The 14657-nt window shown below is 46.1% G+C and carries 11 protein-coding genes; 7 read left to right on the forward strand and 4 right to left on the reverse strand.

What is annotated here, in order from left to right:
* Positions 1-55 precede the first annotated feature (55 nt).
* Positions 56-493 carry a type IV pilin protein gene (locus V7051_RS17110; protein ID WP_333876969.1) on the forward strand — a complete coding sequence of 146 codons (438 nt, stop codon included), beginning with the start codon at positions 56-58 and terminating at the stop codon, positions 491-493.
* Positions 494-705: 212 nt separating this feature from the next.
* Here the strand turns inward: V7051_RS17110 and V7051_RS17115 are convergent, their stop codons facing one another.
* Positions 706-3849 (reverse strand): transglycosylase domain-containing protein, encoded by a 3144-nt coding sequence (locus V7051_RS17115; protein ID WP_333876967.1) that lies wholly within the window; start codon positions 3847-3849, stop codon positions 706-708.
* A gap of 486 nt (positions 3850-4335) precedes the next feature.
* On the opposite strand from V7051_RS17115, the gene V7051_RS17120 reads away from it, so the two are divergent.
* From V7051_RS17120 to V7051_RS17135, 4 genes are all read left to right on the forward strand, one after another.
* Positions 4336-5064, forward strand: a complete 729-nt coding sequence (locus V7051_RS17120; protein WP_333876966.1) for a hypothetical protein — start codon at positions 4336-4338, stop codon at positions 5062-5064.
* A 128-nt stretch (positions 5065-5192) separates the two neighbouring features.
* Entirely contained in the window at positions 5193-6668 is a 1476-nt protein-coding gene (locus V7051_RS17125) for a lipopolysaccharide biosynthesis protein (RefSeq protein ID WP_333876964.1), read from the forward strand.
* 162 nt (positions 6669-6830) lie between these two features.
* Positions 6831-7991, forward strand: coding sequence for an AI-2E family transporter (locus V7051_RS17130; protein ID WP_333876962.1), 1161 nt, complete (start codon positions 6831-6833; stop codon positions 7989-7991).
* 350 nt (positions 7992-8341) lie between these two features.
* Positions 8342-8614, forward strand: a complete 273-nt coding sequence (locus tag V7051_RS17135; protein WP_333876961.1) for a hypothetical protein — start codon at positions 8342-8344, stop codon at positions 8612-8614.
* A gap of 238 nt (positions 8615-8852) precedes the next feature.
* Here the strand turns inward: V7051_RS17135 and V7051_RS17140 are convergent, their stop codons facing one another.
* Positions 8853-9575, reverse strand: a complete 723-nt coding sequence (locus tag V7051_RS17140) for a phosphoadenylyl-sulfate reductase (RefSeq protein WP_333876959.1) — start codon at positions 9573-9575, stop codon at positions 8853-8855.
* A 111-nt stretch (positions 9576-9686) separates the two neighbouring features.
* Complete coding sequence (gene gshA, locus V7051_RS17145; RefSeq protein ID WP_333876957.1) at positions 9687-11276, reverse strand: glutamate--cysteine ligase; 1590 nt, start codon at positions 11274-11276, stop codon at positions 9687-9689.
* A gap of 259 nt (positions 11277-11535) precedes the next feature.
* Between gshA and pap the strand changes: the two genes are divergently transcribed.
* A complete protein-coding gene (gene pap, locus V7051_RS17150; RefSeq protein WP_333876955.1) occupies positions 11536-13026 on the forward strand; it encodes a polyphosphate:AMP phosphotransferase in 1491 nt (496 codons plus the stop codon).
* Positions 13027-13300: 274 nt separating this feature from the next.
* Entirely contained in the window at positions 13301-13954 is a 654-nt protein-coding gene (locus V7051_RS17155; protein ID WP_334181162.1) for a helix-turn-helix domain-containing protein, read from the forward strand.
* 123 nt (positions 13955-14077) lie between these two features.
* On the opposite strand, the gene V7051_RS17160 is transcribed toward V7051_RS17155, so the two are convergent.
* Positions 14078-14242: a hypothetical protein gene (locus V7051_RS17160; RefSeq protein WP_333876950.1), complete on the reverse strand. Its 165-nt coding sequence runs from the start codon at positions 14240-14242 to the stop codon at positions 14078-14080.
* Between the last annotated feature and the right edge of the window lie 415 nt (positions 14243-14657).

Here is a 14657-nt window from a genome sequence, read left to right on the forward strand (position 1 = left end):
AATACGGCGCTCTTGCCTTGATTTTAATTATTTTCGCTTCTTAATTTATTAAAACATGAACAAACAAAAAGCTTTTACTCTAATTGAATTAATGATTACCGTGGCAATTGTCGGCATTTTGGCCGGCATCGCCTATCCCAGCTATAAAGACAGTGTAATGAAGTCACGGCGAGCGGATGTAAAGGGAGTCGTATTGGGCTTGGCTAATGCCATGGAACGGCTCTTTACCGAAACGAACAGCTATCTGGGCGCTGCGGGTACAACGGCGACACCGGCAGACACCGGAACCCCCAGAATTTATTCCATTCCGGCTGCAACCTCCGCCTATTACACGGTAACCATTAGCGCTGCCACTGCGAGCAGTTATACCTTAAGCGCGGCGCCTGCCGGAACCCAGTCGACTGATGAATGCGGCACCTTAACGTTGACTCACACAGGCGTCAAAGGTATTACCGGCGCCGCGTCCGGGATCACAGCAGATTATTGTTGGTAAGATTAATAAGCTTTTTCTTCCTTTTGGATGATGTTGAAAGTAATTTAAACACTCAGGACCATGTTGGAGCGCAGGCAGAATCAATAGTGATGAGCATGTACTGTCTACCTTGACCTACTTTTGATAGTCGTATCTTCTATCTTTATATCGAATTGAATCATCCGTTACAGAGAAAACGGCATATCCTCTCAAGCGTTAAAATAGCTCTCCTTCTAAGGCGGAGATATGGAAGCCGAATCATTTCCCTTGCCCGCCTCAACAGCTTTTAATTTTGCCAATACTTCGGAAGCGTTGAGATCCGGTGTTTTATTCAATAAAGGCGCTAGTGTGGGTTCCAGAAACTTGATTATCTGTACCGGTAATGAACTGGTAAAGTGATAACGCTCGGCATCTGCCCCCGCTACATACGCAGTTATTACTCCAAAAAAGCGGTCTCCGAGAAAAAACGTAAAAGTGGCCGCGCGACTGATAAATACCGAGTCGATCAAGCGCCCCCCTGCTCCCCATATTTCCCGGCGATGATCTCCGGTTCCGGTTTTGCCGCCCACCGACAACGGTTTACCGTCAACACTTTTATAAACGCCTCGAAGACGCCCTGCCGTTCCTGCCTCAACTACACCGATAAGCGCGCCACGTGCCGCTTTTGCCACTTCGGGAGCAAGTACCTGCTGGCCTTGCTCAGGCGATTTATCCAGTACTGTTTCGTAAGGAGTTGCTTGGGCGTAATGCAAACTGTCAAACCGGACTGTCGGCAATTTCATGCCGTCATTACGTAAAATACCCATCAATTCCGCTAATGCCGCAGGACGATCGCCCGATGCGCCGATAGATGTCGCGTAAGAAGGCGTTAACGATCCAAACGGATAGCCTAAATGATCCCATGCAGTATGAATCTGTTTAAAAGCCTCATCTTCCAGCAAGGTCATAATGCGCCTCTGCTGGGCGTTTTTTCTGCTGCTTTTAAACAGCCAGCGATAGACATTCTGCCGCTGGTCGGTACTGGCTGCGATAACTTCAGCGCGCGTGGCATCGGGATGCTGGACTAGATAACTGACCAACCACAATTCCAGCGGATGAACTTTGGTGATATAGCCCTGATCTTGCAAATCAAAGTTGGCCGGTGAATACTTCTGATGAAGCTGTTCAATATCCTCAGCGTCTAAGGTTGTGACGGACAGATGAGTATTCAAATAGCTACTCAGCGCGTGGGTATCTGCGTCCGGGTAAACGGCTTGGTAAAGCATGGTCAAACGTGACGGCTTGGCAAAAACTCTCTGGGTAAGCAACTCCATGATTTCGTCGGTCGGCTTACCATGATACTTGTCGTAAAAACGTCTTAAATAAACCAGGCCTTCCTTATCCGCAAAGCGTTGCAGATATTCCATGCGTCGCGGGTCATCCGGGATTTCCAGCCATCGCGCGATGCCTTCCGGTTTATAAAGATGATGATAAACCAAGTCACGCATTAACCGGACAAACACCAGATTGACCGAATCGCGTAACGCATCGCGCACCGACATGATTTTAGAGTTTTCATCCGGGGTAAAGTTGTTAAACGTATGCACGCCTCCGCCGGTATAAAAACTTTCGTAAGGACTGGCTGAATAGCGCCGATCCAAGGCTTGATTCAGCAAGTCCTCCAGATTTATTTTTCGATTCGCACGCAATTGGCCGATAACCCATGCCGATAAATAATCACGCGGGTGCAGTTCGACCCGGCTCAGTTCTTGTGGCGACAAGTCTTTATATTGCTGATAAATCTCGGTTACCAGCTCCAGGTAATGCACCATCGTCCGCAGTTTGGCGGTTGAACCCAGATCAAGCCGTATGCCTTCGTTAATATCGAGCGGCTGATCATAATTATCGGTCTGGATGCGTAACAGATTGCCTTTTTCACCGCGCTCAAACAACATCAGGCTATAGACTATAGGAGCAAGATCGATATCCTCATTAAGCATTCTAAAACCCACTATACCGGCTGCGCGGGCTTTATCCGGCTCGCTCAACTGGCGTAATGCGTGAGTAACTGCCTGTTGGGTATTGTAATCAAGCGTGGTTTTAACGGTTAAATCCAGACGGTCCAGCTCATAATTCGACTTTACCCCCAATGTCCGGGCAAGACGGGTGCGCAACACATTCTGGGTCTTTTGTTCGGACATAAATTTGGCTGGCATTTGCTCTGACTTAGGCAAACGAACTGTAGACGCCTGCAAAGCCGCATCCCGTAGCGATGCTGAAATAACGCCCTGTTCGGCCAAAACGCGCAGATAACTGTCGGTAAGATTTTGCAACGCTTTATAACCGGTGCCTAAAAGATAGGAAGGTCGTCTTTGCGACAACAGGATGCTCAACACCTGCCGATAGGATTCCGCCTGTTGTGGAGTAACACGCTCAGTTGAGTTGGTCGCCCTCGATTTCGTCGTTCCTTTATCGGCTGCGGCACTTCCACCTTTCATTGTAATAGCACTGAGCAATTGGTTAACGGTATTAAAATCAGCGCCGAACCAGGCAAACAGACCATCCCCCAAACCATGCACCTCACCTAATTTTGCAGTTGCGGCGAGCGGCATAGAATTTAGATACGTCAGGGCGATTTGTCGTCTCATTTCACGGGTATCCGGCCCCAGTAAATAAGCACGTATCGACGCACTGGCCATTTGGCGAAGCTTCTCGACCATTGACTCGGTATAACCGTCCGGCGAATGCCGGTATTTTTCCAACTGAGTAGCCAAAGTGCTGCCGCCCGGCACATTGATATCCGCCCCCAGTTTTCGCGCCATCATTTGCAATGCAGCAAAGCCCAAGCGATCCCATTCCACAGCCGGGTTAATATTTTTGTGATTTTCGTCGAGCAGCTCCCGGTTTTCTATGAACAGCAAAGTGTTCAACACCAGCGGTGGGATCGCATTGAAATCGGGATAACCGTGGGTGGGATAAACAGCGCTGAATATAGTTTGATCGGCTTGATCGACGATGCGAAGGCCGGTTCGGGTTTTCTCTTGATAGATGGGAAACAAGCCGTAATCATCGACTAACCGGCTCATCATCGGCGAAATAGACGCCTGCGTGGTAACGTTATAACCTGACTTTTCAAGACGTGCAATTTCGTCCGACAACAGCGTGTAGCCCAGGCGCTGATCGTAAGGGCCGTGATCCGGGTAACGTATCGCCGAACTATGCCCCGGCTTGAGTTCGGAGCTTAATTGCTTGCTTATTTCCGACAGGTAACGCGCCTGATATTTAGAGGTCTGTACCTCTTTTTTTACCAGAGTGGCAAGCGCTATCCCAATGACGGTACACCCAGCCAAAATATAAAGAAGCAGTATCCGTGAAAGCGCTCGTTTATGCATTTTCATTATCGGACATTAGCCTCAAAACAAACTCCCGGCTTTTTCATTACCGGATGACTCAAGCATTCCGCCCTCAGTATTAACATCAAAATAATTACATCTCTTTTTCGGTTAGCATTGTAGCGCCTACTGTCGGTGCTCTTCTACATGCCGCCAGCGCTATGCAATATCTGTATTGATCTCCATTTATTGTATTCACATCCGTTTAGATTATGCAGAAAGTCTGGCGGCGTAGCGATATGTCGAGGAAAACTTGGGGTTAAAAAACCCGCTCCTGTGATCAACATTGCGTATGGTCGGTTATTATAACCACTCGCGAGCAACAATGGTAATTGAAAGGGAGCTTGTCAATTTGGCAACGCTTCCTCTTACTCTTCATTAAACTTTTTACATCAAATAATTGCAACGTTACAATTAATATGATTATCGGACGTTATTTATCCTGCAATCAGCCCATACCATATTTCTCACAGCTACTATTTTAAAAAATTCATGTCCGAATCTTATACCCGCTTTCGCGACATATCAGTCAGTGAAAGAATTTTAAATACCGTATTTTTGTTAACAATAGGACTCGGCTATCTGGTCGCTCTGGGTAATCTTTATTACACCCATCAAGGTCGCGACGGTGTCGCGGGCCTATCTATTGCCGATGTAACAATTAATTATCACGGATCAAACGATCAGACACGTTTAGGCTCCGCCATTAACGGCATCATGGAACCTAATCTTAAATATAAAAACGATAAGGAAGTCATTTTAAAATGGATACAAGACGGTGCCGATGAACCTGACTATGACCAAAAAGTTGCCCCGATATTGGACCGTGACTGCATTAAGTGCCATACACCGGCTATCAATCCTTCCCTACCCGATTTAACCAATTATGCAGGCGTATCCGAAGTGGCTCATACCGGCGGTGCATCGTACCCCCATTTAGTCAGGGTTTCTCATATCCATTTATTCGGTATTGCATTTATTCTATTTTTTATCGGTAAAATCTTCCTGCTCTGCGATATCAATGTCATCGTAAAAAGAGTTGCAGTCGTCATCCCTTTTGCTGCGATGCTACTGGACGTCCTGTCATGGTTTATTACCAAATCCATTCCTTCATTCGCCTATGTGGTTGTTGCCAGCGGTGCGTTAATGGGGATTTCGATGGGAATGCAAATTTTGCTCAGTATTTATCAGATGTGGTTTTATGCCCGGAATAAAGACTGAGTCAAAATAACGCAACCTGTTACAGGCTATTTCAGCCATCCATTATCGATTATCCCTAGACGCTAAGCGTCTTGCACCTCATCCCATAAACGCCGCCATTTTGCCCGGTTCATGTATAATTTCATGTCATGAGCATTATAAAGAAACTTGCATCCCAGACTGCGATCTACGGCCTCAGCAGTATTTTCGGCCGATTCCTCAATTATCTATTGGTACCGCTGTACACCTATTACTTCACTGCGGCGGAATATGGGGTGGTGTCGGAATTTTATGCCTACGCCGGATTTTTTTCCGTATTGCTGTTGTTCGGGTTTGAAACCGGCTATTTTCGGTTTCGCGATAAGGAGCGCACAGGCCCGGATCTCGCTTATTCCACAGCGCTGATATTTGTGGTACTGGTCAATCTGGGCTTTTTTACGCTGATATTGTTGATCAACACACAGCTTTCGGCGGCGCTGAACTACGCCGATCACCCGGAATATGTATTGTGCTTTAGCCTGATTTTAATCCTGGATGCTATTGCCGCCATTCCGTTTGCCCGGCTGCGGGCGGAAAACCGGGCCTTCAGCTTCGCCGGCATTAAGATATTCGAAATACTGGTAACCGTGCTGCTAAGCTTGTTTTTTATCATCTATTGCCCCAAGGTCTACGCAGAAAACCCCAAGTCATGGATAGCACCGATCTACAATCCCGCCATCGGCATAGGTTATATTTTTATCGCCAACTTAATGGCCAGCAGCTTTAAGTTTGTGTTGCTTGCGCCACAGTTATCGGGCCTTGCCTGGGGATTTGACCGGGCATTATTCGGCCGCATGGTTCGCTATTCATTACCGATGATGGTCATAGGTTTCGCCGGGATTATCAACGAAATGCTCGACCGTGCCCTGCTAAAATACTTGCTGCCTTACGACTGGCAGACCAATATGAAAATGCTGGGCATTTATAGCGCCTGTTACAAATTGTCGATTTTGATGTCGTTGTTTATTCAGGCTTTCCGTTATGCGGCCGAGCCGTTTTTCTTCGCTTACGCAGGTAAAAGCGACGCCCGCCAAGTTTACGCGGTGGTGCTCAAGTTTTTTGTCATTTTCTGCGTCTTCATCTTTCTGCTGGTAACCTTATTTATCGATTTCTTTAAATACTTTGTCGGCGACGAGTTCCGCGCCGGTCTTGAAGTCGTTCCTATTCTGTTGCTGGCTAATCTATGCCTGGGTATTTATATTAACCTGTCCATCTGGTATAAATTAACCGACCGTACCTTGATGGGCGCATTCGTATCTTTAGCCGGAGCGGCGCTGACTATCGTACTTAATGTCTGGTGGATACCGCTGCTCGGTTATGTGGGCTCTGCCTGGGCGACGCTGGCCTGTTACGGCAGCATGGCTATCGTCTCGTATCTGTTGGGGCAAAAATATTATCCGGTGAATTACGATGTCAAACGCGTAATCGGTTATATCGGGCTTGGCATCGGCTTGTATTTTGCTCACGGACAATTGCTGACGGCTGTCGCTTGGCAGCCGGGGCTATTAGCCAGTGCATTAATGCTGCTTTATATCTTGATTACCGCGCTTTGCGAAGGTCGTCAGATAGCTGCACAGGTTGATTAGGCGGTAACCTAACCAACGTATTTACGCGGATGTGAGTTACGCTATCACTAACCCGGCCTACGCAACACCTGGATTTCGCCATAGGCGAATTCTTTATTTAAGCCTCGGCAATTGCGGCTGCATTGCCCTACCTCTGCATCCATGCAGTCAACCGAACTATAAATGATGACAAATAATATGGAAGTCAAAGCACGTCTTATCGGCGGTTTTATTTTATTGCTATTGGGTAGTTGGGTTTTACACAGCTTTCTGGCTTTGCTGGTTTGGGCTGTAGTGCTTGCCATCACCACGTGGCCGATTTATCAACACCTGCTGGCCTCCAGCAAATTGCACGGTAAAGTCACTTGGGGAGCTTTGCTGCTGACGTTGCTGATCGGCGCGCTTATTCTTGTACCTTTAGGTTATGGCTTAAGCCGATTGCTGGATGAGGCGCAATCACTCGGACAGATACTGGCCGAAGCGCAACAAATTGGCATACCGCCGCCTGCCTGGCTGGAAACTATACCCATGATAGGTCACTGGGCAAAAGATACCTGGGTAAAAGCCTTGGGCGATCCGGTCGTAGCCAATGAATCATTACATTGGTTGGGCACGGGAGGCGCTATCACTTACACCAAGGACTTCGCCAGCCAACTTTTGCACCGTTTCTTCGGTTTTTTGCTGACACTGCTGGTACTGTTTTTTGTTTATCAACACGGCTCGCGCCTGAGCCAATATGTGCTTGCGAGCAACCGAAAGCTGTTTGGCGAAATCGGCGTCCGTTACGCCATTCACGCTACAGCCGCAGTACGCGCCACCGTCAACGGTCTGGTGCTGGTCGGACTAGGCGAAGGTTTGCTGCTTGGCGTGGGCTATGCGTTTGCTGGATTAAGTCATCCGGCCATGTTGGGCGCATTAACCGGGGTTTTTGCGATGATTCCATTCGCGGCCAAACTGATTTTCGGTGCCTGTGCACTGGTGCTGATTGCCGAAGGCCACATGGCAGCGGGAAGTTCGCTGTTTGTGTTCGGCGTAGTCGTTATTCTGTTGGCTGACAATTATGTAAGACCCAGATTGATCGGCGGCGCCGTTAAACTGCCGTTCATCTGGACGTTGCTCGGCATTTTTGGCGGCCTGGAAAACTTCGGTTTACTAGGCTTATTTTTAGGGCCTACGCTAATGGCGGTGCTGATCTCAATCTGGCGCGACTGGGTTGCCGATATGAACAAATCGGAAACAATGATATGGGTGGAGAATACTGAAGATGCTGCTTCACAAGAAGCAATTACCGAAGCAGAGCAAATATCGGTCTCATCGCCAACGGAATTCGACGACGGGCAATAACGACAGTTTGCCGCTTATGGCTTTTCATTATTTACTGCTTTAATGATAAGTCGCTGGCGGCGGTAAATCCGGTTTTATATGCCGCCTGAATTCCCAATGAGGAGCTATTATTTCTGAACCGATTCTCCACTATTAAAATAGTTTAAGAACTTGGACATAGATGCAAAACTCATATCTAAGATCATCAGCGTATCTGGGCCGTTTTTAAGTATAAACACTTATAGACTGCCCCCCATTAAAGACAAGATAATATTTTATGCTCATTGCCTTAAACAACTAATCAATAAACCGTCGTGAGGACACGAAACATGAACCTCTATGATTTTCGACGCAAATTGCGCAGGTCATCAATGACAAGGCGCGTAGACGACAGGCGCAAAGTTCCCTATCCATTCGGGTCGCCGGAGTGGGTGGAAAATATAAAAAAACATTATCTGGCTTGGCCAAAATCGAATCGTCGCGATATGAGCAGACGCAGCAATGAAAGGCGTGCAATTGATCGTCGGCAACAAGCACTTTCCGAACAACTCCGTTCCAAAAAGAAATATTCTCAGGTTTTACTGACGCAGGAAGAAAGAAAGCTGATTGAAGATTTATATCTGAATGAGGATCTGGACAGATAATCCATTTGAAATGAAAGTCACGGGTTATGCTTTATTATCCATGACCCCTTTCATTTTCATATCCGGTTTTACAATACGATCAACAAACCAGTCCCGCATTAGACCAATTTCTTTGATACTTGTTTCTCCGGCGTAGTGCTCGCATTTTCGACAAAACGATAAATGATATAACTTGCGCATGACAGCTCTGGACTGGCTCCGCTTTGGATAATCGTGGAATACTATCCCTCACCTACCTTTACTTTTTCAGATTCCCCGCATGTAATCCGCATTCTTTCTTTGCCCCCGATTCCCACCACCAACGACCTGATCTTTCATGTTGATTGGGTAGCACGGCGCGGGTGCAGGGTTCGCAGCCTATACTGATAAAGCCTTTTTCATGCAATTCATTATAAGGCACCTGGTAAGCTTCAATATAATCCCAGACTTGCGCAGAACTCCAGTTAAGCAAGGGATTAAATTTAACCAGTTGATGCTCAGCACTGGAAAATGCCGTGTCTATCTGCACTCCAGGAATATCTTGCCGGGTTTCCAGACTTTGATCCTTGCGTTGACCGGTAATCCAGGCGTCTAAATGAGCCAGTTTGCGCTTTAACGGTTCAACTTTTCGAATGCCGCAACATTCCTGATGTCCGTCTTCATAGAAACTGAACAAGCCTTTCTTTTTGACGAAGCTGTCCAGTACATCCCGATCCGGCGTCAATAATTCAATATCGATTTGGTAATGTTTTCTGACTTTTTCTATAAACCGATACGTTTCAGGATGTAATCGTCCGGTATCCAAAGAAAAGACCTGTATGTCTTTTCTGATAGCTAAAGCCATGTCGATCAATACCACATCTTCCGCACCGCTGAATGAAATGGCAATATTGTCGAATAGCTCCAGCGCTTTTTTCAATATGATGCGTGGATTTTTATTTTCCAGTTCTGTTTGCAGTTGTTCTATATCGAATGTAGTCATAATATGTTGTCCCTGTTACTGCGCTTGTGTCACGCTTAGTTAATCATCTATATGGGGACAAGCTTACTCGTCCGCAACTATCAACTTAATGAATGACTCCAAAGTGTTAAGTCAAGCTTGCAAAAAATACTGCTTCAAAAAGTCGTCAAAAGGCATTTGCTTCTTATTTTCGAGTTCCAGCTGTTTGTCATGAGATAGCGCCGCCATTTCATTGAACTGCTGTGTCTTGACCTCATCCAGTTTATTGGACTTAAAATACTGTCCATGTTCGATAGAAGTATTTAATGCGAGACGTGAAAACGGTTGTCGAAGCTGCGTCATCTGTTCCAATATTCGCGCAGATGCGGTTAAATCAGGGTTTTCGACGAGTAACTGCTGTTTTTCCAAAGCGGAACTGTAGCGTTTTTCAGCATCATCTTGATCAAGAATTGCACACACCGGTTGCATGGATTCAAGAATTTCAGCCGCCCAATCCTTTAGAAGCATTTTTTGATTGTTTTTATTGAGCTCCAGCCCGGGTTTTCTACCGCAATTGGCAACAGCCAATTGATTGGTGTTATTAACCTGCTGCTCCTGATCCGAGGTTTTCGGACTGTCCTGCAACAGGCAAGTCAGCAGCAACGCTTCAATAAAACGGGCCTTATCTTCATCAATGCCGATAGGATTAAACAAGTCCAGATCCAGTGAGCGCATTTCTACATAACGAACCCCGCGGCGTTTAAGCGCCAGTGTCGGTTTTTCTCCGGACTGGGCAATTTGTTTGGGCCGCATAGTGCTGTAGAACTCATTTTCAATCTGCAAAATATTACCGTTCAGTTGACGGTATTCACCATCGACCAGCGTACCGATTTTTTCGTACTCAGGATAAGGCGTATTAATGGCCGCACTCAGACTACTGACGTAGCCGGCTATAGAATTGTAATCAATTTTCAAGCTAGCCTGGTTTTTACTCTTGTAGCCGATATCGCTCATACGGAGCGAAGTCGCATAGGGATGATAAAGCGTACCATTGTCAAACGTTTCAAATTGCGTCACCAATGCCGGACGGCTACTGAAGAAAGTTTTACAGATGGCCGGCGATGCGCCGAATAAATACAGAATTAACCAGCCCATACGCTGGAAATTCCTGATTAAACCGAAATAAGCTTCGGCAGTAAACTGTTCCAGATTCAGCTGGCTGTGTTTTTCTTTGTGCAAAACAGGCCAGAGTGTTTCAGGCACCGAATAATTAAAATGAATTCCGGCAATAGACTGCATGGTTCTGCCGTAACGATGCCATAATCCGTGCCGGTAAACATGCTTCATCCGACCTATGTTGGATGACCCGTATTCGGCAATGGGGATGCTTTCATCGCCATCAATACCGCAGGGCATACTTGCACCCAGTAAAACTTCATTGTCCAGATGCTGATAAACAAAGCGGTGAATGTCATGCAAATAGTCGAGCGAGTCTTTTACATCGGCAAACGGCGGGGTGATCAATTCGATCAGCGCTTCAGAATAATCCGTGGTGATATACGGATGCGTCAATGCAGAGCCTAATGCTTTGGGATGAGGAGTTTGGGCAATGAATCCGTTTCTGGTGGATATGCGCAGGCTTTCTTTCTCAATTCCTTTAAGTCCCCCGCAAAGCAGATGCTGATGACCGTTTGCGTTCAGTTGATCCAACCGTGTTAAAAGCGCGTTATTCAAATTAGTCATAGAATGGGTACATGCCTTATAGTCCCTATAAAATCCGACCATTATAAAGGGTTTAATTGATTGAATAAATATTATCGAGGATCTGAACCGGTTTTGATTTGACCTTTGTTGGAACTGTTGATTCCTTGCCATCGAGACAATAAACCGGCATAAAGATGAAAATATAACCACAAAGAGTAGCTTTTAGCGCCGACAAATCTGACAGATACCCTCTATAATCTTAATATTTCTATTTTCAGAAACCCTCAGGGAGATCGTCATGTTTGAATCGGCAGAACTTGGACACAAAATAGACAAAGCCATCTATGATATAGAAGTGCCTAAGCTGCGCGAGGCGCTGCTGGACGCACAAATGGATTTGGCAAAATCATCCACATTTCCGGTTATTATTTTGATTGGCGGCCTGGATGGGGCGGGACGCGGCGAAACCGTCAATGTGCTCAATGAATGGATGGATCCGCGTTTTATTCAAACCCATGGTATGGGAGAGCCCTCGGATGAGGAACTTGATCGCCCGATGATGTGGCGGTTCTGGCGCGAGCTGCCTCCCAAAGGCAAGATAGGCGTGTTTCTCGGCTCCTGGTATACCTGGCCTATTCTCAACCGTGTAACCGGCAAGACCAATCCGGCTGAGCTTGACCAAAGCATGGAACGCGCCAAACGCCTGGAAAGAATGCTGACCGACGAAGGTGCGCTGATTCTCAAATTCTGGATGCATTTATCCAAAGATAAGCAGGAACAACGCCTGAAACTGCTTGAGGAAAACCCGAAAACCCGCTGGCGCGTGACCCAGCGTGACTGGAAACATTTCAAACAATATGACAAATTTCGAGTCGTGCATGAAAGCGTGATACGGCACACCAGCACCGCCGAGGCTCCGTGGACCATCGTCGAAGGTTACGACCCGAATTACCGTAGCCTGACCGTGGGCAAAGTCATTCTTGAAGCTATCCGCAAGCGTCTGGATGATGGCGAGACCAGAACAACGGAGGTTCATGCCCCTCCACCTCCGTTACCCTCGATTGACCAACTCGATATTCTGAAGACGCTGGACCTTAGCCAGAAAATCGACAAGAAAAAATTTAAGGCTGAACTGGAAAAATATCAGGGCAAGCTTGCTTTACTGACCCGCGAAGACAAGTTTAAAGACATCACCGTAATAGCCATATTCGAAGGCAACGATGCCGCCGGCAAAGGTGGAGCAATTCGCCGCATCACTAGTGCCCTGGATGCCCGCTGGTACAATATTATTCCGGTTGCCGCGCCTACCGAAGAAGAACGTGCCCAGCCTTATTTGTGGCGCTTTTGGCGGCACATTCCGCGACGCGGACGAGTGACGATTTTCGACCGTTCCTGGTATGGCCGCGTTTTGGTCGAACGCGTTGAAGGTTTCTGCTCAAAAACGGATTGGATGCGCGCTTACAGCGAGATCAACGACTTTGAAGCGCAGTTGGTGCGTCATAATATTGTGGTCGTCAAATTCTGGCTCGCTATCAGCAAAGAAGAACAGCTCAAACGCTTTAATGAACGCGAAAAAATCGGTTTTAAACGCTTCAAGATTACCGAAGAAGACTGGCGCAATCGCAATAAATGGGATGAATATGAACACGCGATATGCGATATGGTTGATCGCACCAGTACTGAAATTGCGCCGTGGACGCTGGTAGAAGCCAACGACAAGAACTTTGCGCGTATCAAGATTTTGAAAACGTTAAGTAAGCGGATTGAAGCCGCACTAAAGAAAAAATAATCGTCTTGGGCCGGAAGTTAGAATATCAACGATGCACGTATCAACAAGAGAAATACCACTTAATTTATACGCCTTTAAATGAGACAATGAAACCTTTGCTAACTGGGTCATTAGGAAGTGCATGCGGATGCATTTGCCCCAGTTAAGTTTTTAATTAATTCATTTTTATCTCAACACTCGCTTTTTCATTTTCAAAATAATGGTCAATTCAGCAACGTCCACTTTATCGACAACCAAAACAGCAGTCACTTGCGCAAACTGTAACTTGGATAATTTGTGCATTCCAAAAGGACTGCCCCGGTCGGAAGTGGGTGAACTCGCATTATTGGTCAACCGGAACAATATACGTCAAAAGGGTGAAGCGATATACCATGCCGGCAGCCCATTCAGGGGCATAATTGCCTTACGTTCCGGCAGCGCCAAATTACTGAGTTTTGACCAAAATGGAAATGAACTGGTCGTTGATTTTATTCTGCCTGGAGAATTGCTTGGATTTGATGGCTTGTCGTCACAAGTTCATAACTGTACTGCCATCGCATTAGAGACGGTGAATTATTGCCATTTACCCGCCTATAAAATAGAAATATTAGCCATCAATACCCCCGGTTTAAGCCAAGTATTGCTGCAAAGATCCTGCAACCAATTTGACGCTCAGGTACAAAAGATGATGCTAAGCCGCCGATCGGCTGAAGAGCGCGTGGCTTGCTTCATTCTGCATATTTCAGATCGCCTGAGTCTTCGTGGCTATTCCGAGCTGGAATTTCGCTTGAGCATGTCACGGGAAGAAATAGGAAATTATCTGGGAATCGCACATGAAACGGTTAGCCGGATCATACATCTCTTTCAAGCACGAAAACTGATAGAAGTTAAATCCAAACAATTGAAAATAACAGATAAAAAAGGGCTGTTTAGCTTCTATGCAACTTAATAGCTAAACAACCCAGGCTTGCGAGGATTCAATAAACTGCCGTATATAGCCCAACTCAGGTAGGCTTTAAGTTGGACTATATGCGGTAAAACAAAAACAATGACTAAGAGGAAGGAAGTCTTTTTAGTTTCTATAGGCTGAATTAGAGGCGTCTTCAGCAATTGCTTTTGCCGTCGACTCATACTTATCGTGTTCACTGCCTTTTATAATAACTACAGTAGCAACTACGGCTAAAACAAGACCGATTACATAAATCCAGAAATTATCTTTTTCTTGTGCTTCACTCATAGTAATTCTCCATCTAATTGATTAAGGACAACATTCGCTTTGTATTCAGCGCGTGAGTATTTAAACAAAATGTGGAGTAAATAAATTGAGCCAGATCAACAAATGTTTACTATTGCGCGTTTATATGGATTCCGTAGATAACTGTCCATAAGCGAAAACAAGGCTACATTTCGCCTTGAATGCTATTGATTATTTCAAATGCCGCAAAGTACCAGCGCCTTATCTTGATAAGAAGAGCGGATCCTTGTGGTTCGATAGCTGCTCAACGCCCAATAATCACGCTCAACGGACAGTAAATGATCCGGAAAATTCACGCTTCCCATCGAGGAAGGCGTAGTCTTGAGATAAAGCCGTATGAATAATGTAACTGTGGCATATGACACTATTTACAAATAAAAATACGTGCTTTCACTTA

Source organism: Methylobacter sp., from assembly GCF_036845245.1.
Lineage (GTDB): Bacteria > Pseudomonadota > Gammaproteobacteria > Methylococcales > Methylomonadaceae > Methylobacter_A.